Origin of the sequence: Variovorax paradoxus (assembly GCF_000834655.1) — a bacterium.
GTDB lineage: Bacteria > Pseudomonadota > Gammaproteobacteria > Burkholderiales > Burkholderiaceae_C > Variovorax > Variovorax paradoxus_F.
In genome coordinates, this window is sequence record NZ_JXQQ01000028.1 from 50,499 (window position 1) to 72,059 (window position 21,561).

Below are 21,561 nucleotides of genomic sequence, written 5' to 3' on the forward strand. Positions count from 1 at the left end.
CGCAACAGGGCCGCATACAAGAAGAGCTCTCTGTTTCGTCCTTAGAGCGCCCCGACAGGGCTCCTCGAACCCGCTTCGGCGGGTATTTTTTTGCCCGGACGACTCCTCCCAGAAGTCTCCTATCTTGGGACTCATCATTGACCTGCCCGCCGCGTCCCGCGCCGGGCTCCTCCCTCCGGCCCCCGCGCAAGTACGGGCCATTCAGCCCGCCTCGTGCGGGCTTCTTTTTGCGCCGCGGGGACGCTCGCTTGGACAACCTTCATGCGCAGGCGTTGGCTCGACGTGAACTGGACGCACCCGCCATGCGCGGCCATTACGACGACGGAGGCCTTCCCTGCGCATTCGGTTCTGGCTGGAACACGAAGCTTCCTTCGCGCAGTTCCTCCGACAGTCGCCGGAAATCCGTCGGGTCCTGCACCGTGGCCATGCGCAGTTCGACAAGGTCGCGACCTGCAAAGCCAGGAACCTTGATCGTCATGCCCGCCGTGAAGTCGTCGAGTACTCGCAGCAGTTGCTTGTTGTTCCACAGCACGTAACCCGCCAGTTCCGCCAGTTCGCCGATGGTGCCGGTCGTCGGCCCAAGCAGTTTGACCATCGACTGCGGGGACTCGTTGGTGCAGACCCAGCGGCTGCCGACGCGTGCGCGCCAGGCCTCCGGCAAAGACGCCTCCAGCGGCGGCAACCTCTCGCCCAGCACAGTGCCGTTCCAGTAGAGCCTGTTGCCCGAGAGCACACGCGACATCAGATAGGAATGCCCACCCACGGTCTGGAAGCGAATGCAGGCGACGGCGTTTCCATCGGACCACCAGGAGCCATCGCTTCGTTCACGCAGTTCCCCGATCCCCTGCACGCTCTCCCAGTGGCCTGCCGCGGACCAGAGACTCAGCGTCAGCGAGCCGTCGCGCGCGGCCACGATCTTCAGCGGCCCGGACTCACTCGCATAGATGCCGGCCAGCTTCGAGATGTCGGCCGTGGACGACGCCAGCGGCGGCACGGTCGAGACGATGGCAGGAGGCAGCGACGCGATCGCCCTGCGCTCTCGGGCCGCGCGCAGCAGCACACCTTCTGCCAGCGCGAGCGCGCCGTAGTCGAAACCGTTGCCGCTGATCATCATGGCCAGACGCGGCTCGGGCAGAACGAAAAACCGGGACGAAAAGAAACAGGTGTCCCCACCCTTCTGCCATCCCTGCAAGCCCCCTGCCGCCACGCCCTGCTGGCGGACGTCATCCCATCCGAGCCCCCAGGTCATCGACGACGCGGCAGGGTTGGAAATGCGGACATGAGCGCTCTGGTCCTCGCCCATCAGCCGGATTGCCTCGGCCGAGACGATGCGCCGCCCCTGAAAGGTGCCACGGTCGAGGAACAGTCGTGCGAGCTTCATCATGTCGCCGGGCGTGGAGAACGCGCCTCCAGTGGCGTAGCCCGGCATCATCTCCTGCGGCCGTCGCTTGCCCTCGTAGTACGGATGCACAAAGGTACCTTCGGGCAGGTGGGGCAGGTGCGCGACCGGATATCCGGTCAGGCGCATGCCCAACGGATCGAAGATTTCCTCTTGAACGAAGTCGGTGAAGTCCTTGCCGGTGAGTTCGCGCACCAGCGGTTCGAGCAGCGTGAATCCATCGTTGCAATACACCGCCAGTTCGCCGGGCTCGTGCTTCAGGTGCGACTGCGACAACGCCTGCATCGTGTCCTGTGCGTAGTCGGCGATGGGTACGAAAGCGAACGCATTTCGATAGTTGGTGCCAGGCATTCCCGACGCGTGGGACAGCAGGTGGCGCACCGTGATGCGCGTGAAGCCCGGCGAGCGCATCCTGAAAGAAGGCAGCAGTTCGACGACCGGCTGCTCCAGCGCCAACTTGCCCCGGTCGCGAAGAATCATGATGACCAGCGTCGCGAACATCTTGGAGACCGAGCCGACGTTGACGCGCATCTCGGGCGCGGCCAGAACGCCCCGCTCGCGATCGGCATGACCGAAGGCCTCCTGCCACACCACGCGGTCATCGGCCAGCAGGGCCACGGACACGGCTGTGGTGCTGCTGCCGCTCCGGCTCAGCGTCGCCTGTATGGCCTCGCGGCACCAGCGAACCGCTTCGCAAACGGTCGTGTCGGACGGCAACGCGGCCACGTTGCCCGCTCCCGAGTTGCCACCGCCGCAGGCCTGCAGCATCGAACCCGCCAGTCCTGCCGTGGCCAGGTTCAGGCAATGGCGGCGCGTCATCGGTCGTCGCGAAGCGGCCGGAAGACCGGCGAAGTCGTGCGTTGCAGTCATGGTTCCCGTGCGTGATCCAGACCATCCGGGGACGGCTGCAACAACCTCTTCTCTTGAATCGGTCGAGCTTAAGCGCGGCTCGATGAACGAGACCAGCGGTCGCGCATTACACATGCAACTTAAGCACCAGCGAGCAGGCCAGATCGCGAGAATCGACGCGATCTCGACGATGCGGCATGCCGGAACGGTGACGCCGTAGCTTGTGCGACCGAGTCGATCACCAACCGGACACCGACTCGATGACGACCGACCTCTCAATGCGGCCCCAGTGCACTGGGCAACGGCTTGCCCCAGTGGCGGGCATGTTCGCCAGGAAGTCGTCGGATCTGCGCACCCGCATTGGCGTTGTTTGTTCCGCCTGCGTGCTCTCGCTTCTTGCAGCCTGCGCCGGCGGCGGCGATGGCCAGAACTGTGCGCTCGGCCAGGTGTCGCTCGAGGCAGGCTGCACGGATTCGGCCAAGGCGGCCGAACGGGTGCGGCGTGTCGTGCGAGACACGATGACCGAACTCGACCTGCGCTCGGCCATCGTGAGCGTGAGCGTCGACGACACCCCGTTGCTGACCGAAGCCTGGGGCGAATCCGCCCCGGGACAGGCGGCCACCGTGGACATGCACTGGCGCAGCGGATCGATCGCCATCGCCTACCTGACGACCGCGCTGTTGCAGTTGCAGGACCGGGGCGTGCTCAGCATCGACGACAAGCTCTCGAAATGGCTGCCCGACTTTCCGCATGCCGCCGACATCACGCTCGCGATGCTGGCGAACTCCACCTCTGGTTATGCGGACTACGTGGACCTGGACGTCCTACCGCTCTACAAGGACGTGCACCGGCAATGGACGCAGGACGAACTGATAGCCGCCGCGCTCGCGCAGCCGATGAAATGCAAGCCGGGGACCTGCTTTTCCTACGCCCACACCAACTTCGTCATCCTGGGCCGCGTCATGACGATGGCCAGCGGCCGGCCGGTCGCCGACCTCATACGCACCGGCATCCTGGAACCGTTGGGCATGCGTGAGACGCGCAGCGACTCCACGCCGTTCATTCCGGCGCCCGTGCTGCACGCCTTCTCGTCCGACCGCGGCCGCTACGAAGACAGCACCGACTGGAGCCCGTCGTGGACCATCGCCGAAGGCTCGATCATGACGAGCACCGTTCCCGACGTGATGCGTTCGGCGGCAGCCATCGCAACCGGCCGCCTGGTCTCGCCCCGATCATTCGCGCAATTCCTGGAGCCGCGCACCGCGTCTTTCCCGCGAATGTCCACCGAGCGCTACTACGGGCTGGGCATCCTGGTCTCGAACGGCTGGGTCATGCAGAACCCGAGCTTCTTCGGCTATTCGGGCCTCATGGCCTACCTTCCCGCGAAAAAGATCTCCATCGCCGTCACGACCACGCTGGGCCCTGCCTCGCCGGAAGGAAACACGTCGGACCAGCTGTTCCGCCGCATCGCGCAGGACCTTGCGCCCTCCCAGACACCTTGATCACGCCTTGATCACGCGTTGATCACGCGTTGATCAGCCTGCCGTCTCCTTCCACTCCCCCACTACGCCATGACCAGCAACTCCTTCCAAGGCTTGAACCGCCGCCGCTACCTGCAACGCGCGGGCGCGACCCTGCTGGCGCCGATCGTGGCCGGCTGCGGCGGGGGCGATAACGCCACCGCGATGCAGTTGTCACCGGGCGCATCGGCAGGCGTCGCCCCCGTCGCAGAGTGGGGCCGCGAAGCCATCAAGGCCGCCATGGCCGACGGCGGAACCAGCGCCGTGTCCGTCGCGCTATGGAGCGACGGCGAGGTGGTGTGGCAGGAAGCCTTCGGCTGGGCGGACCGCGAGGCCCGCATCGCTGCCGGCACGCAGACGCGCTTCAACGTCGGTTCGGTCAGCAAGGTGCTGGCTGCGCTCTCGGCCATGATCCTGCAAGACCGGGGCCTCCTCAGCCTCGATACGCCGGTGGTCCAGTACCTGCCGGAATTTCGCATGCTGTCCGACGGCCACCGGCGCATCACGGTGCGGCACCTGCTCAGCCATGCCTCGGGCCTGCCGGGCACGCACATCCGCAATGTGTTTGCGTTCGCACCGCACACCGACTACGCGGCCAACGCCGAGGCCGCGCTGGCCGACACGCACCTCAAGCACGAGCCCGGCGAGCTTTCGGTGTACTGCAACGACGGCTTCACGATGATCGAGCGCGTGGTGCTGAAGCTCACCGGCACGCGCTATCCCGAGTTCGTGCGCGCGGCCATCCTGGAACCGCTGGGAATGACCCAGTCGAGCTTCACGCTGGCGCCCTTCGCCGAGGGCAGCTTCGCCCACCCCTACGACGGCAAGCAATGGAAGCAGGAATTCGTGTCTGCCTACGCGACGGGTGGCCTGGCCTCCACACCCGGAGACATGCTGCGCCTGGGCCGCATGCTCCTCGGCGCGGGCATGTTCGAGGGCCGGCGCATCGTCTCGGCCGCGGGCGTCGCCGAGATGGGCCGCAATCAGACGGCGAAGCTGCTCATCAACCCGAGCCCCGAGTACCAGATCGGGCTGGGCTGGGACAACGTGCGCCAGTCGGGCGTGCTGGCCGCGGGCCAGACGGCCTGGCAGAAAAACGGAGGCACCGCCTTCTTCAGCAGCGAGTTCTACGTGCTGCCGGAGAACGACATGGTGCTGATGCTGACCGGCAGCAGCCTCGGCTACGGCGTCGCCCCGCTGGCCGAGAAGATCGTGCTGCAAGCGCTGAAAGACCGCCGCATCGTGCCCACGTTGCCGGGGGCCGTCGGTCGTGCGCCGCCTGCGCTCGCAGCCGAAGCGGCGCCCGACACGGCGGTCGCCGGCATCTACGGCAACTATCTCGGACCGATCCGGGCCGCGTTCGTGGCCGGCCGGCTGAACCTGCACCGCTGGAAGGCGGGAGCGTGGACCGCGATGCACGAACGCCTTGCGCTTCGCAGCGACGGCAGATGGTGGAGCGAGACGGGCGACGGCTTCGCATTCGAGTTCGTCGTTCTTCGCGGCATGCGCTATCTCGTTCAACGCCGGCCCGGCGGCGCCGGCCATTACTGGACGACGGCGCCCCTGGGCCAGCAACTGCCGCCGCTGGAGGCGCCGCTCTCGGCGGCCTGGCTGGCGCGCGTGGGCGCCACCTGGGAGCTGGCCAACGAGTCGCCGGACTCGGCGGTCATGCGCAATGGCCCGATGCGTGCGCCATTGGGCGTGCTGGCCGAGCTGCCCGGCTACCTGATGTGGGCCGACAGCGAACTGTTGCGCCCCCTGGACGACACGCGCGCGGGCATGACCGTGAAGGTTTCGGTCAACGACGGCCGCGACCTCACCGAGCTGGTGTTGGAGACTGTGGATGGCGTGGAGCAGATCCGCAGCAATGGATCGATCTTCCGGCGCGTCGGTACCGCTGCCTGATGAGTCCTTCCGCCCCCGGCTTCCTTTGTGCCTCTCGGTGCGCGCCTATCGCGTCGACTCCCCAAGGTCGATGATTCGCGTGCCCTCGGCAGCCTGGGCGAATCCCGCGCCAGACATCCGGGCGCGCGTCTCGAACCCAGGGGAATGCTGGCCGCCCAGGATGCGCCGGGCCGCCTCGACCGCGATCGTCGGCGTGCAGGCAAGGACGCGGCTCATGCCTGCTGCCAGCTCTTGTAGACGAACTCGAGGCTGTAGCCGTCCGGGTCGTACACGTTGGCTGCGTAGTAGCGAGGGTCGTAGTAGAGGCGCGCGCTCGGGGGGCCGTTGTCGATAGCCCCCGCAGCCATCGCGGCCGCGTGGGCAGCATCGACTTCGAGCTTGTTCGATGCGACGAAGCCGATATGCGCAGCCCGCCCGTCAGCGACGCCCTGACGCAACCAGAAAAACACTCGCCCCTTCGCTCCGAAGCCCTTGAGGTCCGGGTGCCCCGGCGGCCCATCCCGACCGTCGTAGTCGTGCTGGCGCGTGATGCCCAGCGGCGCCAGAGCTGCCGTATAGAAGTCGATCGAGCGCTGCACGTCGCTCACGGAAATGAAGACATGGTCAAGCATTGGAGATCCCGCTCAGATGTTGTAGCCGCCGGAGACTTCGATGTTCTGCGCGTTGATCCAGCCACTGTCTGCGGACAGCAATCCGGCGATCACGCGGCCGACGTCGTCGGGTGCGCCGATACGGCCGAGGGCTGTCTGCCCGGCAAGCATGGTCTCGAACTCGGGCATCTGGTCGAACGCGCCGCTGGTCATGTCGGTACGAATCGCTCCGGGAGAAACCGAATTGGCGCGGATGCCGCGCGGGCCGAACTCCTTGGCCATGTAGCGCGTCAGCACCTCAAGACCGCCCTTGAAGGCTGCATACGGCGCTGCTCCCGGCGTCGCCACACGGGTCGTCGCGCTGGTCATGTTGATGATCTGCGCTCCATCGGCCATCAGTGGCAAGAGCGCCTGCGTCAGGAAGAACGGGCCCTTGAGGTGCACGCCCAGCAGGCCGTCGAACTCGGCTTCGGTGACCGCCTCGATCGCGTTGAACTGGCCATAGCCGGCGTTGTTGACCAATGCATCGAAACGGTCGCGGTCCCAGGTCGATGCGAGCGCCGTTGCGACCCTGTCGCGAAAGCCTGCGAACGACGAGACCTTGGCGACGTCCAGCGCCAGCGCCACAGCCTTGCCGCCGCCGGTCTCGATCTGCCGGACCACGGCGTCGGCGCCGGCGCTGTGGCTGTTGTACGTGACGATGACGCCCATGCCGCGCTTGGCCGCCTGAATGGCGGCGCTGGCGCCGAGGCCACGGCTTGCGCCGGTGATGATGACGATGCCGGTGTGCTTGCTCATGTGTTTCTCAGGTTGGTTGACAGTGAACGAACGATAGGTCGCGTGCCGTTTCCAAGCCTGCCCGTTTCTGGCTCGATCCTGCCTAAAACTGCTTTCTCTCTTGCGCGACGATGGGCAATGCGGTCTGATGCGTCGCATGGAAGAACAACTCGCCGAACTCCGGACCCTTGCCGCCAAGGCGCAGAACCGCATGACGGAGACCGGCATCCCCCGGGTCGCGATGGTGCAGGGCAAGATTCCGGAGCACGAACTGGCTGCCGTCTACGACCCGATGGTCAACCTCATCCTCCGAGGGAGCAAGTCGATGACCGTGGGCGACCAGACCTTGCACTACTGTCCGGCCAATTACTTCGTCATGTCGGTCGACCTGCCTGCTGTGGGCACGGTGTGGCCGGATGCGTCCGGCGAGCCCTACCTGGCGGTGGCGCTGACGCTGCAGCCCGCAGTCATTGCAGCGCTCTTGGCCGACCTGCCTAAACTTGCCGAAGCGGAGAAAGTGGAAACCGGTTTTTCGGTTGCGGCGGTGACGCCGGAGCTGATGGATGGTTGGGTCCGCATGCTGCGACTGATGAACCACCCCGACGACATCCCCGCATTGGCACCGGCCTATGAACGGGAGATTCTTTATCGGGTGCTGCAAGGTCCGCAGGGCGGAATGCTGCGTGAGATCGCACGGCCCGACAGCGCCATGGCGCGGGTCAGCCTTGCGATCCAATGGATCCGCCGCGATTTCGCGGAGCCCTTGCGGATCGCGGCGCTCGCCGACAGGGCCGCGATGAGCGAGTCGGCGTTTCACCGCCACTTCAAGGCGGTCACGTCCCTCAGTCCGCTGCAGTACCAAAAGCGGATCCGCCTGCTGCAAGCCCGCACGCTGCTGGTGGTGGGCGGCAAGAGCGTCACCTCGGCGGCCCTGGAGGTCGGCTACGAAAGCGCGACCCAGTTCAGCCGCGAATACGCCCGCGCATTCGGGTTGCCCCCGGCGCGCGACTCGGAGCGGCTGCTCGCCACGTACGCACCTCGCGCGGCGACACCGGTGGCTCAGGCCGCTTGAAGAGAGAGCCCTGCCGGACCCGCGCCGTCCGGTATCGCAGGCGCCTTGAATCTGGCGATATCACGAATGGGCGGCAGGCCGAACATGCGCGCGTACTCGCGGGTGAATTGCGAAGGGCTTTCGTACCCCACGGCGAAGGCGACCGAAGCGGCATCCCTCGGCTCGAACAGCAGCAGCCAGCGTGCCCTGAGCAGGCGTAGCCGCTTCTGGTACTGGATCGGCGTCATGGAAGTCACCGCACGGAAGTGACGATAGAAAGACGGGACGCTCATGTCGGCCATCGACGCCAGGCTCTCGACCCGAAATGGCTCGGCGTAGTGGTCCCGAATCCACTGGACCGCGCGCCGAATCTGGGCAAGCCGTCCGTCAGGTCGCGCGATCTCGCGCAGTTGATCGCCCAGCGGCCCCTGCAATGCGCGAAAGAGAATTTCGCGTTCGATCATCGGAGCGAGGGTCGCGATTTCATGCGCACGATCGCTGAGCCGCAACATGCGCAGCCATGCGTCGATCATCTCCGAGGGTGCTTGCACGGCCGAGAAGCACACCGTGTTGACCTGCTCGCTCCTTGCGTTGTCCCCGATGGTCAGGCCGGCGATGACCTCGGGATCGAGGGTCAGGCTGATGGCGAGATAAGGCAAGCCAGGTCCGCCAGGTCGGATCTGACCGGTGGCGGGGACGTCCACGGGCACGATGAAGTACGACCCTGCCTCGAGGCTCAGCATGCGATCACCGATCGAAAGCGTCTTGGAGCCCTGAAGCACCATGTGCAGCATGGGCTGATACACCTGATCGGCACAAGCCTCGGCACGAACGATGGCCACCCGCGGCACCCCGATGTCGGTCCACTTGTTTTCCGCGCGCATCACAAACCTGCGCAGCTCGACCATTGCGTTGTCCATGCCTCGCATCATGGGTGAGTGCCGAAGCCGGCACAAGCGCGATGAGAAAAATAGGCAAGGATGAGAGAAGAACCGGCGACCGCCGAGACCGGGAGGACCGAATACTCGAACGCATCGACGGACCCCGTGGCCAGCGATCCAGGGCACGCCGCCTGTCGTTGCAAAACTCTCAATATGGAAGAAGCAAGATCATGAAACTCAAGCAGAAAGTCGCGCTGGTCACCGGCGCATCGAGCGGCATCGGAGCAGGCGTTGCCAAGGCGCTGGCTGCCGAAGGTGCAACCGTCCTCGTCAACTACGCGACCAGCAAGACGGGAGCCGATGCGATCGTCGCGTCGATCGAGGGCGCCGGTGGCAAGGCAGTGGCCGTCCAGGCGGACATGAGCAATTCGGCCGACGTGGTCCGCCTGTTCGACACGATCGCGGCCGAACACGGTCGCTTGGATGTGCTGGTGAACAACGCGGGTGTTGCAGTGTTCGAGATGGTTGCCGACCTGACCGAAGCGGCCTTTCACAAGCAGTTCAATGTGAACGTCCTGGGGTACTTCCTGGCGATCCGCGAAGCGGTGAAGCATTTCGGCGAGGCCGGCGGCAGCATCATCAACATCAGCTCGATACTGAGTACCGACCCCTACCTGGCTTCCAGCGTCTATGCGGCGACCAAGGGTGCCGTTGACACGATGACACTCGCGCTCGCTCGCGAACTCGGCCCGCGGGGCATTCGCGTCAACTCCATCCTGCCCGGCCACACGAACACACCCGCCACGAACGGCAATTTCGAGGGTGACTTCGGTGTGAAGCTGGTTGCGGGCACGCCGCTCGGCCGCTTCGGCGAGCCGGAAGACATTGCACCGGTTGCCGTGTTCCTCGCCTCCGAGGGCTCTCACTGGGTGACGGGCGAGTCCATCCGCGCGGCTGGCGGAGTGCGTGGCGTTGGCTACTGAGGCGTGCGTTTGGCGGAGGGATGTCAACTCGAGCGAATGGAGCACTTGCGCGGTGCTTCAAGTCCCAGATGGAGGCCCCGATAACGCAGGCGAGTTCAGCCCGCCTCGACCACAGCCGCCAGCTTCTCGAACAGTTCCTGCGCCAGGTTCAGGTGCTGGCGGTCGCCTTCGGGCGAGGCATTCACCATGACTGACACCGTCGCGCTGCGCGATTCGAGGTACATGGTCGCGACCTGGAATCCGACGCCGCTGCCGGTGTGGCCCCACCAGTTGCCGATCTGTCCGATGCCAAGGCCGTAGCGTTCGTACTCCGGTCCGTTGGTGACGGCTCGCGCGCGCGACTTGCGCACGCCCTGCAGCTGGGCACCGATGAGCGTTCCGCGACCGAGCGCATCGCCCCATGCGAGCAGGTCGGTCAGCGTCGATGCCATGGCGCCGGAGCCGGCCAGACAGGTGGGGCTCACCAGCGGCTGGTCGTCGATGGCACCCGTGACGACGTCGACCGCGTAGCCCGTGGGCGCCGGCGGCGGGAGCGTGGCCGTCAACGGATAGCTGGTGCCGGTCAACCCGAGCGGCCGGAAGATCTGCGCAGTCAGCACGTCGCCCAGCGGCAGGCCGGTGACCGCTTCGATCACGAGGCCCAGCAGCACGGTGTTTGTGTTGCTGTATTCGTATTGCTCGCCCGGAAGAAACGAAGGCGGCACCGCGAACGAAATGGCCACCAGCTCCTGTGGCGTCCACACGCGCAGAAAGTCCTTGACGAAGACTTCGATGAAAGCCGGCTGCACCGAATAGTCGGCCAACCCGCTCTGGTTGCCGGCGAGATCGGCCAGGCTGATCAGGCTGCCGTTGGGCACGCCCGCGATGTAGCGCCCGACCTTGTCGTCCAGCTCGATCCGCCCCAGCTTCACCAGCTGAAGAAGTGCCGTCACGGTGAACGACTTGGTGATGCTGCGCAGGGGGAACGTGCTGTTCAGCGACAGCGGCGTGCCCTGGGCCACGTCGGCTTGCCCGAACGCACGCGTCCAGGGCGCGGCGCCGGCCAGGCGCACGCCTGCGAGAACGCCCGGGGGGCGATAGGTCGACATGAAGTCCTCGACGGTCTTCGCATAGGCGCCGTCGCGGGAAGGCGCTTCCGGGGCAACGGGCGGAATGACGATGGCACCCGAATTGCCGGAGCCGCCGCCACCGCACGAGGCGAGCCACGGAACCAGGGCCGCTGCACCGGTCCAGCGGACGAGATGACGGCGTGAGGGATTGAAGCGCATGGTGATATCTCCTGAGTGTTGGGTATCGCGGGCGCCGCCTCAGGCGCCCTTTTGCCCGATGCCCATGGCCTTGGGCGCGCGCGACACATCGATCGGCTGGTCGAGTGCCATCCGCTGACGCGCCTCGCGGGCGGGCATTCCGAAGCGCTGGCGAAAGAGCTTGCTGAACACCGCCTGGTCGGAAAAGCCGCAGGCATAGGCAATGGCACCGATGCTCAGCAACCCGCTGCCAGGCTGGTGCAGGTAGCTCAGGCTCTTGAGCAGGCGCATCTCGCGCAAGGTGGCATGCACGCTCATGTCCTGCGATGCGAAGAGGCGATAGAGCTGTGCACGCGACAGGCCGGTGTCCCGCGCGACGTCGGCCACGCTCAGGTCGTGCCGGTGCAGGTTGCTCTGGATGTACCGGTGCACCAGCTGCAGCCGATCGACGCCCTGTTCGGCCCCTGCCACGTACACCGAACCGAGCAGGGCCTCGGCGGTCTGGAAGATGCTCGCAAGGACCGCCTCCAGTTCTTCGGAACCCAGCGCGACCCCGTGGTTGGCCAGCGTGCCCAGTTGCGATGCGAGAAAGGGTGCGAGCGCGAGATGGTCGATGGCCTCGACCGAGCGCGCCCGTGCCGCCGGCACATGGCCGAGCAGTTGCACCAGGCGTTGCCTGGCGGGTCGCACGAAGCTGAAGCGCGCGCGATCCCAGCGCCCGCGCAACGCCTGCGCCATGTCGCACAGCAACGCGCTTCCCGGGCCGAACCGGGTCTGGATGCCGTTGTTCTGCTCGACGGTGAGCGTGCCGCGCTCGATGAGCCACAGGCAGATGTCGGCCTCGCGTGGGGCGCCGGTGGCCGGCAAGGTCGAGCGCATTTCCGATGTCGGCACCTCGCAGTGCCCGATCGTGCCCTTGGTGTCTTCGCAGAGAACGCCCCGCCCGAGCAGGGGATCGTCCGAGACGAGTTCCAGGTTCATCGATCCGAGAATGCCCGTCGTGACCTCGCTGCGATGCCTTGCAGCACCCAGGCCGTCGGCAGAGAAATAGCGCCGTCCGCCTGAGCGTGCGGAAGAAGTTGCAACCATCGAATTCCCAGATCCTCCCGGATACCCCAAGACTCCAGCGCGCGATTCTGTTGGCGTTGCGACGGATGGCCAAATTACAGGCGTAGCAGACATGTTCGGTATTTCGTGCAAGTCCATTGCGCTATCGCCTCAGCGCGCGGCCGCGGGGCCGATCAGCGCATCGAACATCGCCTGCAAGGTCTGCGGCGACTTGTTGCGGCTTTCCGCGCTCCAGCAGGCGCCGACGCGCGGCGGCACCGAGACATGCATCAGCGGCTCGCCGGAAGCGCCCGGTGCGCGCAGGTCCACCAGCGCCTGCGCCTGGCCGAGCTGCTGCGCCGCCAGGCGCTGCTTCTCGGCCGCCGCATCCACCTGGTCGCGTGCGAGCTTGGTGAGCTGCGCCTGCGCCTTCAGCAGCGCGTCCTGGCCTTGCAGGTCGTAGCGCACGCTGATCTTGCTGACCTTCATGGCTTCCAGCCGCGCGCGGCTGCGCGGGAAGTCCAGCACGCCGAAGTCGTGCGTGCCGTCGCGGAATTCGCCGACGAAGTCGGCCACGCCGGTGGCACCCGGGTAGCGCCGCGTCAGCGTGAGATCGCCGACCCGGATCTCCAGCGTGGCTTCCCCGCACTTCGCTGCGCTCCACTCGAGCTGCTCGGTCACCGGGAAGTTGTAGTTGTTGATCACCTTGGCACCCGCGGCGCAACGCAGCGTGAGCGTCGTGAGGTAGGGCTTGGCCGTGGCCTCGGGGTTCACGCCCGTGGGCTGCGCGGTGATGGTCAACGGCAGCGGCGCCACGCGCAGGGCCTCGGCCTGCTGCCGGGCTTCGGCCAGGCGCGACTCGACGGCCTGCAGCGCCTGGCTCGATTCGAGCTGCTGCTTCTCCGCATCGGCCTGGCGCTTGCGCTGCGCCAGTTCGAGCTGCTGCTGGCCGACCAGCTGCTCCACGCGCTTGTTCACCGCACCGTTGAGCACCGGCAGGAAGGCCGGCGTCATCGGCAGGCTGTAGCCCAGCGTCTCGGCCGTGCTGAAGCGCGTGGCGTCGCGCCGCAGGAAGGGCTTGGCGGGCCCGTCGGCAAAAGCCCAGACGGTGCCTTGTGTGCCGAACAGCTGGTCCATGATCTGCGTCATCGAGGTGGCGCTTTGCAGCGGCCACATGACGCTGGTTTCCCAATCCTTCTGCAGCACGCAAGAGGCCTGCTGCTCGACGTAGCGCAACAAGAGGTGCAATGGGCCGCTGGCCAGCTTCCACACCACGGCGCTCTCGCCGCCGTCGAATCCCGAGTCCTGCCGCAGTTCGCGCATCGCGTCGGCCACTGCACGCAGTCGCGACGAGGGCACGGCCGGGTCGTTGCCGAAGGCATGGAATTCGGTGGCCAGCGCCATGGCCTTGCCTTCGCCGTCGAGCGCGTCGCGCATGACCGCATCGAGGCCGGCGTCGTATGTCCTCAGCTGCTTGCGCAGCGCAAGGTCCCGCCGCACCGTCTCGCGCCCGAGCGGCAGGCTGGCGGTGCTTGCCTGCAACGCCCGCCCGCCGACCGCGTTGAGCGTGCTCAGCAGCGACACGGTCGAGTTGCCCGCCAGGATGGCGCCGGCCCGGGTCTCGGCCTGCAGTCGCGCGAGCGTGCGCGCCAGCAGCAGCCAGCGCGGCAGCTCGTCGTCCTTGAGGCCCGCGAATTCGTGCCGCAGCCGATCGATCAGCAGCGTGTAGGGGTCCTGTCCGTTGGCCACGCGCGTCAACGCGCTGCGCCATGCGGCTTCGTTGGCGATCAGCTGTTCGCCGGCCGGAAAGACCGTGGCGAAGTGGTACCAGGCGTTGGCACGCTGCAACCTGTACCAGTCCTCGAACTGCAGGCGCTCGCGCTCGAACTTCGGTCGGTCCTTGACCGCCGTGGCCATGTCGTCGAGAAAGTGGCCGATGGCGCGCTGGCCCTCGAGGGTGAAGGCCACGGGCACGCGCGAGCCGGTCAGCTCGGTTGCGATCGCTTTCGCATTCGCCGCGCCGGCCGTGCCGGCCAGCGGCTGCCAGAACAAGGCCAGCGTCACGTCGTCGCCCAGCAAGGCATCGGCGGGGAGGTCCAGCAGCCAGGCCAGTGGCGGCGCGCCGGCATAGGCCTCGTGATCCAGCTGCGTCTGCGAAGACGCAAGCCGCGCGTCCAGAAAGCCGTCCTCGTCGGGGTGCCATGCGATGTACGAGAGCCCGAGCCGCTCGAGGCGGTGGACCGTCTGCGCATCGACACGGCTGGCCGGATCGACCGGCAGCAAGCCCGGCATGCCGTCGAGCTTGCTGCGCGTATCGCCCGCGATGCGCCGCTGGATGTGATGGATGCGGCGCACCAGGTTGTACGCGCGCCCCGCGCGAAGCTGCTGGACCGGCACCTTGCTCTCCGGGCCGAGCTCCTGGAAGGTGGCGTAGCTGCCCTTCTCGATGTAGTTGCGGAAGTTGGAGACGAAGCTGCGCTGCAGCTGCTGCTCCAGCAGGCCCACCTCGCTGGTCGCCACCATCCATTCGCCGATCCAGCGGTCGTTGCGCTTGTCGACCACGGCCAGCGCGTCGCTGATGCGTTCGAGCGTGATCGCATCGTCGTCGAGCTTGCCCACGAAACGCACGTCCAGCGGGTAGGTCTCGCGCACCAGCGCCACCGTCGTGCGGTTGTGCTGGAACGCCGCCGCCATGAGCACCATGGCGGCCAGGCACAGCGCCAGCCACGCGAGCAGTCCGAGGTGGCGCGTGGCACGCCGCCAGTGGTTGACCAGCGCGGCAGGCAGGCCCGCGTGGCGGTCGCGCGGCAGGATGCGGCCGAAGAAGTCGTGCAGGAACAGCCCCGTGTGGGTCGTTCGATGCGCCGGCACGGGCGCCAGCAGCTGGGGCAGCAGGGTCGAGGCCGCCCCGCCCTCCTGGGCACCGCTGCTGAAGAAAAGTCCTCGCAGGAAAGGACTCTCCAGGTACGGATGGTCGCTGAAGCAGGCGTCCAGGAACAGGCGCAGCCCGGCCTTCACCTGCGCGAGCTCGCTCGGAAACATCAGGAGTGCCGGCGTGGCGCCGGGCGCGCGCGCCGCCAGCTGGAGGCGCAACAGGCCCAGCCGCTCGCCGATGCGGGCGAACGCGCGGTCGACGAAGCGCTGCTCGGTGTCGGTCGCCAGATAACCCATTGCATGGTCGAGCGCGCCGGGCTCCAGCCGGGCCGACCAATCCTCCCAGCCGTACAGGTGGTCGCACTGGGTCACGAGCAGGTAGATCGGAAAGCGCCTGTCGAACAGCCGGATCAGCTGCTCGATGCGCTCGCGCAGCACCCGGCCCTCTTCGGCCAGCCCGTCGCGATCGGGGTTCTGCAAACGCCGCACGTCGATGGTGAGCACCAGGCCGTTGATGCCCTCTTGCGGCCGGTAGCGCGCGAGCTGGTCGAGCACCACGCTCCATTCCTCGCGGTCCTCGCGCGAGCCTTCGGCTTCGACATAACGGCCGGCGCAGTCGATCAGCACGGCATCGTCGAAGAACCACCAGTCGCAATTGGCCGTCTGCACGATCGGCGCGTTGCGGTCGACCTGTTGCAGGGGCAGGCTCAGGCGCGAGCGCGTGAGCGCGGTCGTCTTGCCGGCACCCGAACGGCCCACCAGCATGTACCAGGGCAGCACGTTCAGCGGGTTGCCGTGGCGGCGCAGGCCCGAGCGGCGGAGCGTGTCCACGGCCATCTTCCAGCGCCGCTTGAGCACCGCCTGCGGCGACATCGCCTCGGTGCGCAGGCGCTGGTCCGCGTCGGGCCGTGCGATGGCGCTGCGCGAGCGCGCGGCCACCAGCAGGCGGCGCACGAAGCGGTACAGCAGGTAGAGGCCCACCGCCCCGCAGACGATGGCCACGGCGCTCCACCACGGCCACCCCAGGTAGAGCGAGACGCCCCAGCCGACCAGCGCGAGCAGCACCAGCACCAAGGCCCAGACGATCAGGTTGCGCAGGAATTTCATCGGATCAGGGGCAGGATGGCGTGGACCTCATGCCGCAGCACCAGGAAGAAGACCAGGTAGAGGCCGCACAGCACCAGCACCGGCACCGTGAGCACTAGCGCGCTCAGGCGCGAGAGCGCGAACCGCCGGCGAGGCGCAGTGCCCACGCCCTCGGGCGTCTTCAGTTCGACGCCCGGAAACACCAGTGCGGCCGCTTCGGCCGCGGGCAATCCGCGCGCGCTCGCCTGGGCGAGCACGTGGCGCATCGCGCGCAGGCGGATGTCGGCCAGCGCGCGCACCGCGTCGCCGTGACCGTCGTGCGCGCCGTGGCCGTAGCGGCCGGTGAAGCCCATCGAGAGGCACAGCACGTAGACCTCCTGCACATCGGCCTGCGTGTCGCCCAGCTGGGCGAGCCTGTCGAAGAATGCGACGCCCGCATTCGACAGGTTGAAGAACTGCCGCTGCAGCAGATGGCGCTGCCAGCCTGCAGCCTGCGGCCAGTCGCAGGTGGACAGCGTCTCGTCGACCCAGGCGGCGACCGCGAACAACGCGTGGCGCACGTCGTCCTCGGTCGCGCCGATGGCCAGCGCGTCATGCTGCGCCTGCACCAGAAGCGGCTGCAGCCGCGCGGCCATCCCCGGGGCATCCTGGTCCGGGGCGAGCGCGAACTGGCGCACCACGGCCAGCACGGGAATGAAGGCATCGACCAGCTTCACGGCCTACCTTCTCACGACCGCGATCTCGGCGCGCAGGTCGCCCGGCGCATCGAGCCAGGACAGCGAGACCAGGCCGTCGCGCGTGATCGCTTCCCACTGCCGGCTGATCTGCTCGATGCGGAAGTAGTGCGAATCGGCGCGCCGCGGCAGGCCTTGCGGCGCCACCGGCAGGTGGATGAGTTCCAGGCCCGGCAGCGCCAGCGACAGCAGCTTGGGCATCTCGGCGGTTGGGCCCAGCCGGGCATTGTTCGGCACCGCCTGCGCGACGGCGGCGGAAATCGCATCGCTGCGAAGGAGCAGGTAGAAGCGGTTGTGCTCGCCGAAGAGGCGCTTGGGCAGTTCGCCGTTGTAGCGATGGTCGCCCTCGGGCTGCAGCTGCACGATGAACTCGGCGCCCACCGTGATCTCGTTGAGCATGTGGGTGATGAGGGCATGCGCGCGTGCAAAGCAGCGGCCGATCTGCCGGTGGTCGTAGGCCGGGACGCCCGCGGTGCCGTCTTCGGCCTCGCCGAACATGTTGAAGCGCTCCGAAAACGAACTCAGCTCCCCCACCAGCTGTCGCAGCACGCCGTAGACCGCCCAGGGGTGCAGGTTCTCGACCTCGCTCAGGTGCTGCAGCAGCGGGCTGAAACGGTTCATGGTCCGCAGCGCCAGAAGCAGCACCACGTCGGCGGCATCGAGCCCCGCGCCGCGGGTGCCGCCCGGACTCTTGTAGGCCTGCAGCTGCCGGGCCCGCCCCGCGAGTTCGTCGCGGATGTCCCGCACCTGCTGCTGCAGCCATTGCGAGCCCGACAGCACATAGCAGGGCGGCACGTAGTCCTCGACCAGCCGCACCAGGGCCCCGTCGCGCACCAGCCTGGCGATCGGCACCAGCTCGTAGTCCTGCAGCGCCTCCAGTTCGCTCTCCAGGAAGATGCGCAGCACGAACATCAGCGAGCGCACCTGCGCGGGGGCGGCGTTCGAATAGAGATCGGGCACCTCGTCGCTCGCGTGGGTGGTCGCAAACCGGGTCGGTGCGAGCGCTGCCTCGGCGAGCTCGCCGACGGTGCTGACGTTGGACTCCGTGGCATGCAGGCGGCGCAGTCCCAGGTAGACGGTGAGCGGCTTGTCACCCTCGAAATGCTCGGTCGTGAAGGCCCGGCCCGCGATCACCGCGTTGCCCGGATATTCCACGTAGGTGCGGTCGGGAAAGAGCACCTGCGCCGACTGCAGTTCGATGCGCTGGTTCGCGATGGCCGCGGTGGCCATCGCGAGTTCGCCCACGCCCCAGAAATGCGGCTGGCCGCTCTCCAGCGCGGGCTTCCGCTGGAACTGCTGGTGCAGGTCGGACTGCTGGAAATGCTGCGGCTGCAGGAACATGCCCTGCTGCCAATAGATGCCGGCCTTGTCGTTCATTGGATTCGGTACTCAGAGTTTTCGGGTGGACGGATCGGCGGATTCCCCGGGCTGGGGCGTGAGGTCGATCTCGCGGCCTCCACCGTCCAGCGGAATCCATGCCGACTCCTTCTTCGGTATCGGATAGGCGTTCAGCCTGCTCGCCGAGACGATGCCTTGCGAACCCAGGTGCAGCCGGATCGCCAGCGGCACCGGCTCGGCGCTGTAGGTGGTCGAGAACCAGCCCTTGCTGCTCACGGTGAGCGGCACTTCGAAGAGCCGGGCATTGCCTTCGGCATCGAGCTGGTAGTAGCCGGCCACGAAGCCGACGTAGTGGCTTTGCTGGGCCCGGTCGAGCGCGAGCAGCGTGCGCCGGCCCGGCGCCACGACGTAGCGGCTGAACTGCACGAAGTCGGGGCCTGCCTGGCCGCTCGCGAGCACGCGCGACATCTGCTGCGGGTCGGCCTTCAGCTTCTGGAAGGCTGCGGCGTCGGTCATCTGGAACACGCTCAGCAGCAGGGTGTGCGGCACGTTCTCGTAGAGGTTGAGGTCGGTGGCCGAGGTGATCTCGATCAGCACGCCGTCTTTGCCCGCGTCCCAGCTGACCTCGGCGCGCGCCTGCTTGGCCGTGTTGCCGCCCATCGCGGAATTGGCCGCGGCGCAGCCTTGCAGCACGGCGATCGCCAGGGCGCACAGCGCCAGCGCGGCAGTGCATCGGCGGCTCACGCGCGCACCCCGGCCATGTTGCCGATGAAACAGAAGCGGTGCTTGTTCGCAAGCCGCATCGGGCTTCGAGCCCGTACCATGGCGCACCGCTTCCGCCTCGCCATCGCATGCACCGCCTGCCCTGTTCCCGCCAGCCCGCATTGATCGCCGCCGTGTTCTGCGCGGCCGCCATCGCCGTCGGCTGCGCCCATGCGCCCAAGCCCGAGCCCGTCGCCCCGGCGGTCACGCCGGCTGCCGCCGCGCCCGCACCGGCCGCCATCGGCCCGTTCAGCGTCACCGCGGTGCTCGCCGTCTATCGCACGCAGGTGGCCGAGCGCGGCACGCGCGAGCGCTGCGGCGTGCAGATCGCACCGCCGCCCAAGGCATCGCTGTGGTCGCGGATGTTCTCTTCCGAGCCCACCGGCGAGGGCGACATACCGCCTCCTTCTTTCGTGCCCGAGACCGCCTGTGACACGGTCGCCGCGCAACGCCTTCAGGCCGCACGCTATCGCGTCACCTACCGCTTCGAAGGCGAGGAGTACAACGTCGATCTCGGCTACGACCCCGGCGCCGCGCTGCGCCTGGATTCGCTCGGACACGTGGTCGGGCCCGCCCTGCTGCCCTGAGCGAAGCGGCGCGACGGCACGAACCTCAGTCGAGTGCGAGCAGCGTTGCATCGGCATCGTCCTCCTCGGTGTAGGGCATCCACAGCAACGCCTCGGGGCGTCCGCGCACGCGTGCGTAGTACGACACCGGGCCGCTCGCCGTCGCGCCGATCTCGTTGCGCAAGGCCCAGCCGGTGAAGGTGCGCCCAGCGCTTTCGAGCTTCAGGCCCGATTGCCCGTAGGCGATGGTCGATGTCTCCGGCAGGCCGCCGCTCGGCCCGGTGGCCTGGAAGTCGATCGAGGCGCCCTCGCCCGCCACGGCGAACATCACGCCCTGCCAGCTGCCTGCACCCGGTGCGAGTTCGACCCACTGGCCGAGCTGCTCGTTGCCGTGGACCGAGAGCCGGTCCGCGGCCGCCGCGGCACCGGAGCGTGCGCGATGCATGCGCGCGACCAGCTTGGCGGGCCAGGCCGCCCCGGACTCCAGCACCAGCGCATCGCGCAACTGCGCGGGGAGCGCGGGACGCGGCGCGACTTCGGCACCACCGCCAGCACCCGCGCCGCGAGCTTCGGGCCACAGCACCGCAATGCCGAAGTCGGCACCCAACGCACTGCGCAGGCTCGCGGCGATCAGGTTGAGGCCGTAGCGGACCGACGGATCCTGCAGCGCCTTGGCATCGGCAAGCACCAGCCAGTGCGCGGCGCGCTGCGCGACGAACGCATCGACCATTGGCCGCCAGTCGAGCGCGACCACCTTCTGCGGCGTGGTCTCCCACACACCCCCCAGCGCCTTGAGGCCGTAGCGCGCGAGCGTGCCGGCAAGGTCGGACAGGCGCTGCGGGTCGGGTGCGAGCGCGGTGACGGCGACGATGGTCATTGCGCTCATGCCTTGCGCAGCGCGTCGGCCACCGCGTTCAAGACCTTGGACGCTGCCGCGCCGAATGCGGGCGTGCGTTCGTTGCTGGTTTCGCCGCCTTTCCAGTTCAGCACGAAGGCGAAGGTGACCGGCACGTTGTTGAACCGCATCTGCCCCGCCAGCGACAGCGCATGGAAGTCTTCCCAGTCGATGCTGCCGCCCTTGCCGTAGGAGACGACGTCGGCGGGCACCACCTGCCACAGCGCGGTCGCCTGCGAGGAAATGCGCTTGAACTCGCGCAGGCTGGCCGCGGTGGCGAAGAACTTGCCGGTGAGCGCCTGCTCGTACCAGGCCACCAGGTCGGAGGCCGAGCTCAGCATCGACTCGGTGGGGTTGATGACGTCGGTGCGCGGGGTCAGGCCGGCGTTGTCGCCGCTCAGTATCTTCAGCATGCCGGGCCAGCCCAGGTCGACGCCGATGGGAGCGCCCGCCAGGTAAGAGAAAACGCGCCGGGTGGAATCGAAGATCTGCGTGTTGGCGAGGCCCGCCTGCGCGATCAGTGCCCGGACCCGGTCGGGCCCCGCCGCCGCCATCGCGATGTCGGTGGCGGTGTTGTCGCTGCGCGCGATCATCGCGTCCAGCACGTTGCCGTAGTTCGAGGTGCCTGTGAGCCCGCCCAGCACCGAGCTGCTGATGCTGCGCTGCGCGTCGCTCACCTCGCAGCGTGTCGACAGGCCGATGCTGCTGCCCGGCGCCTCGGCCTCGCGCAGGAACTGCGCCAGGATGAAGGTCTTGACCGCGCTGGCGGCGAAGAGCTTGCGCTCCGTGCCCTGCCCTGCGGACCAGGGGATGGGCGACACGTCCGTGCGCACCAGCGCGCCCGAGGTGTCGGGGGCCATCGCCGTGAATTCGTTGATCGCCTGGCTGACGGCGGTGGGCACGCCTTGGGCAAAGCTGCTGAAGCTCGTGCCGCCGCCGCAGGCCACGAGGGCCGGCGCCGCGATGGCCGCGGCGGCGCTGCGAAGCGCGTGCCGGCGGCCGGCCAGCGAAGGGATGTCGGTCACGGATTTCTTGCCTGGATGGATGTTCATTCGGG

Annotated in this window: 18 protein-coding genes; 5 read left to right on the forward strand and 13 right to left on the reverse strand. The window is 67.7% G+C overall.

Annotation, left to right across the window (positions count from 1 at the left end; translation table 11 throughout):
- Nucleotides 1-313: 313 nt before the first annotated feature.
- Nucleotides 314-2,269, reverse strand: coding sequence for a serine hydrolase domain-containing protein (locus tag RT97_RS12800; RefSeq protein WP_172672197.1), 1,956 nt, complete (start codon nt 2,267-2,269; stop codon nt 314-316).
- A gap of 302 nt (nt 2,270-2,571) precedes the next feature.
- Here RT97_RS12800 and RT97_RS12805 point away from each other — a divergent pair, with 302 nt between their 5' ends.
- Together RT97_RS12805 and RT97_RS12810 are read left to right on the forward strand one after the other, a co-directional pair.
- Nucleotides 2,572-3,750, forward strand: a complete 1,179-nt coding sequence (locus tag RT97_RS12805) for a serine hydrolase domain-containing protein (protein ID WP_042579387.1) — start codon at nt 2,572-2,574, stop codon at nt 3,748-3,750.
- Nucleotides 3,751-3,819: 69 nt separating this feature from the next.
- Complete coding sequence (locus RT97_RS12810; protein WP_042579168.1) at nt 3,820-5,673, forward strand: serine hydrolase domain-containing protein; 1,854 nt, start codon at nt 3,820-3,822, stop codon at nt 5,671-5,673.
- Nucleotides 5,674-5,718: 45 nt separating this feature from the next.
- Here RT97_RS12810 and RT97_RS33120 read toward each other — a convergent pair whose 3' ends face one another.
- Genes RT97_RS33120 through RT97_RS12820 form a run of 3 tightly spaced genes read right to left on the reverse strand, consistent with a single transcriptional unit; the run spans nt 5,719 to nt 7,061 of the window.
- A complete protein-coding gene (locus RT97_RS33120; protein WP_155403799.1) occupies nt 5,719-5,889 on the reverse strand; it encodes a hypothetical protein in 171 nt (56 codons plus the stop codon).
- Nucleotides 5,886-6,284, reverse strand: coding sequence for a VOC family protein (locus RT97_RS12815; RefSeq protein WP_042579169.1), 399 nt, complete (start codon nt 6,282-6,284; stop codon nt 5,886-5,888). The genes RT97_RS33120 and RT97_RS12815 overlap by 4 nt, the downstream gene beginning before the upstream one ends.
- 12 nt (nt 6,285-6,296) lie before the next feature.
- On the reverse strand, nt 6,297-7,061 hold the full coding sequence (locus RT97_RS12820) for an SDR family NAD(P)-dependent oxidoreductase (protein ID WP_042579170.1): 765 nt from the start codon (nt 7,059-7,061) through the stop codon (nt 6,297-6,299).
- A gap of 136 nt (nt 7,062-7,197) precedes the next feature.
- On the opposite strand from RT97_RS12820, the gene RT97_RS12825 reads away from it, so the two are divergent.
- Nucleotides 7,198-8,112 (forward strand): AraC family transcriptional regulator, encoded by a 915-nt coding sequence (locus RT97_RS12825; RefSeq protein ID WP_042579171.1) that lies wholly within the window; start codon nt 7,198-7,200, stop codon nt 8,110-8,112.
- On the opposite strand, the gene RT97_RS12830 is transcribed toward RT97_RS12825, so the two are convergent.
- Nucleotides 8,100-9,011 carry an AraC family transcriptional regulator gene (locus tag RT97_RS12830; protein WP_042579172.1) on the reverse strand — a complete coding sequence of 304 codons (912 nt, stop codon included), beginning with the start codon at nt 9,009-9,011 and terminating at the stop codon, nt 8,100-8,102. The genes RT97_RS12825 and RT97_RS12830 overlap by 13 nt on opposite strands.
- A 188-nt stretch (nt 9,012-9,199) precedes the next feature.
- Between RT97_RS12830 and RT97_RS12835 the strand changes: the two genes are divergently transcribed.
- Nucleotides 9,200-9,955 (forward strand): SDR family NAD(P)-dependent oxidoreductase, encoded by a 756-nt coding sequence (locus RT97_RS12835; protein WP_216595168.1) that lies wholly within the window; start codon nt 9,200-9,202, stop codon nt 9,953-9,955.
- A gap of 95 nt (nt 9,956-10,050) precedes the next feature.
- On the opposite strand, the gene RT97_RS12840 is transcribed toward RT97_RS12835, so the two are convergent.
- The 6 genes from RT97_RS12840 to tssJ form a co-directional block, all read right to left on the reverse strand.
- Nucleotides 10,051-11,223: a serine hydrolase domain-containing protein gene (locus RT97_RS12840; protein WP_052810635.1), complete on the reverse strand. Its 1,173-nt coding sequence runs from the start codon at nt 11,221-11,223 to the stop codon at nt 10,051-10,053.
- 39 nt (nt 11,224-11,262) lie between these two features.
- Nucleotides 11,263-12,291 carry a helix-turn-helix domain-containing protein gene (locus RT97_RS32105; RefSeq protein WP_155403800.1) on the reverse strand — a complete coding sequence of 343 codons (1,029 nt, stop codon included), beginning with the start codon at nt 12,289-12,291 and terminating at the stop codon, nt 11,263-11,265.
- A gap of 129 nt (nt 12,292-12,420) precedes the next feature.
- Nucleotides 12,421-16,230 carry a type VI secretion protein IcmF/TssM N-terminal domain-containing protein gene (locus tag RT97_RS12850; protein ID WP_042579174.1) on the reverse strand — a complete coding sequence of 1,270 codons (3,810 nt, stop codon included), beginning with the start codon at nt 16,228-16,230 and terminating at the stop codon, nt 12,421-12,423.
- Complete coding sequence (locus RT97_RS12855) at nt 16,227-16,925, reverse strand: DotU family type IV/VI secretion system protein (RefSeq protein ID WP_042579175.1); 699 nt, start codon at nt 16,923-16,925, stop codon at nt 16,227-16,229. The genes RT97_RS12850 and RT97_RS12855 overlap by 4 nt, the downstream gene beginning before the upstream one ends.
- 3 nt (nt 16,926-16,928) lie before the next feature.
- Nucleotides 16,929-18,320 carry a type VI secretion system baseplate subunit TssK gene (tssK, locus tag RT97_RS12860; protein ID WP_042579176.1) on the reverse strand — a complete coding sequence of 464 codons (1,392 nt, stop codon included), beginning with the start codon at nt 18,318-18,320 and terminating at the stop codon, nt 16,929-16,931.
- Between the two features lie 12 nt (nt 18,321-18,332).
- The gene (tssJ, locus tag RT97_RS12865; RefSeq protein WP_052810637.1) at nt 18,333-19,025 is read right to left on the reverse strand and encodes a type VI secretion system lipoprotein TssJ; all 693 of its coding nucleotides are present in this window, start codon (nt 19,023-19,025) and stop codon (nt 18,333-18,335) included.
- A 107-nt stretch (nt 19,026-19,132) separates the two neighbouring features.
- On the opposite strand from tssJ, the gene RT97_RS12870 reads away from it, so the two are divergent.
- The gene (locus RT97_RS12870) at nt 19,133-19,630 is read left to right on the forward strand and encodes a hypothetical protein (protein WP_155403801.1); all 498 of its coding nucleotides are present in this window, start codon (nt 19,133-19,135) and stop codon (nt 19,628-19,630) included.
- Between the two features lie 25 nt (nt 19,631-19,655).
- Here the strand turns inward: RT97_RS12870 and RT97_RS12875 are convergent, their stop codons facing one another.
- Together RT97_RS12875 and RT97_RS12880 are read right to left on the reverse strand one after the other, a co-directional pair.
- Nucleotides 19,656-20,486, reverse strand: a complete 831-nt coding sequence (locus tag RT97_RS12875; protein ID WP_042579178.1) for a hypothetical protein — start codon at nt 20,484-20,486, stop codon at nt 19,656-19,658.
- Nucleotides 20,487-20,491: 5 nt separating this feature from the next.
- Nucleotides 20,492-21,556, reverse strand: a complete 1,065-nt coding sequence (locus RT97_RS12880) for a serine hydrolase (RefSeq protein WP_042579179.1) — start codon at nt 21,554-21,556, stop codon at nt 20,492-20,494.
- Nucleotides 21,557-21,561: the final 5 nt, after the last annotated feature.

Bases quoted from the DNA above. Each gene is read 5' to 3' on its own strand.
- RT97_RS12800 (WP_172672197.1), bottom strand. From the start codon at position 2,269: ATGACTGCAACGCACGACTTCGCCGGTCTTCCGGCCGCTTCGCGACGA.
- RT97_RS12805 (WP_042579387.1), top strand. From the start codon at position 2,572: ATGTTCGCCAGGAAGTCGTCGGATCTGCGCACCCGCATTGGCGTTGTT.
- RT97_RS12810 (WP_042579168.1), top strand. From the start codon at position 3,820: ATGACCAGCAACTCCTTCCAAGGCTTGAACCGCCGCCGCTACCTGCAA.
- RT97_RS33120 (WP_155403799.1), bottom strand. From the start codon at position 5,889: ATGAGCCGCGTCCTTGCCTGCACGCCGACGATCGCGGTCGAGGCGGCC.
- RT97_RS12815 (WP_042579169.1), bottom strand. From the start codon at position 6,284: ATGCTTGACCATGTCTTCATTTCCGTGAGCGACGTGCAGCGCTCGATC.
- RT97_RS12820 (WP_042579170.1), bottom strand. From the start codon at position 7,061: ATGAGCAAGCACACCGGCATCGTCATCATCACCGGCGCAAGCCGTGGC.
- RT97_RS12825 (WP_042579171.1), top strand. From the start codon at position 7,198: ATGGAAGAACAACTCGCCGAACTCCGGACCCTTGCCGCCAAGGCGCAG.
- RT97_RS12830 (WP_042579172.1), bottom strand. From the start codon at position 9,011: ATGGACAACGCAATGGTCGAGCTGCGCAGGTTTGTGATGCGCGCGGAA.
- RT97_RS12840 (WP_052810635.1), bottom strand. From the start codon at position 11,223: ATGCGCTTCAATCCCTCACGCCGTCATCTCGTCCGCTGGACCGGTGCA.
- RT97_RS32105 (WP_155403800.1), bottom strand. From the start codon at position 12,291: ATGGTTGCAACTTCTTCCGCACGCTCAGGCGGACGGCGCTATTTCTCT.
- RT97_RS12850 (WP_042579174.1), bottom strand. From the start codon at position 16,230: ATGAAATTCCTGCGCAACCTGATCGTCTGGGCCTTGGTGCTGGTGCTG.
- tssK (WP_042579176.1), bottom strand. From the start codon at position 18,320: ATGAACGACAAGGCCGGCATCTATTGGCAGCAGGGCATGTTCCTGCAG.
- RT97_RS12870 (WP_155403801.1), top strand. From the start codon at position 19,133: ATGCACCGCCTGCCCTGTTCCCGCCAGCCCGCATTGATCGCCGCCGTG.
- RT97_RS12875 (WP_042579178.1), bottom strand. From the start codon at position 20,486: ATGACCATCGTCGCCGTCACCGCGCTCGCACCCGACCCGCAGCGCCTG.
- RT97_RS12880 (WP_042579179.1), bottom strand. From the start codon at position 21,556: ATGAACATCCATCCAGGCAAGAAATCCGTGACCGACATCCCTTCGCTG.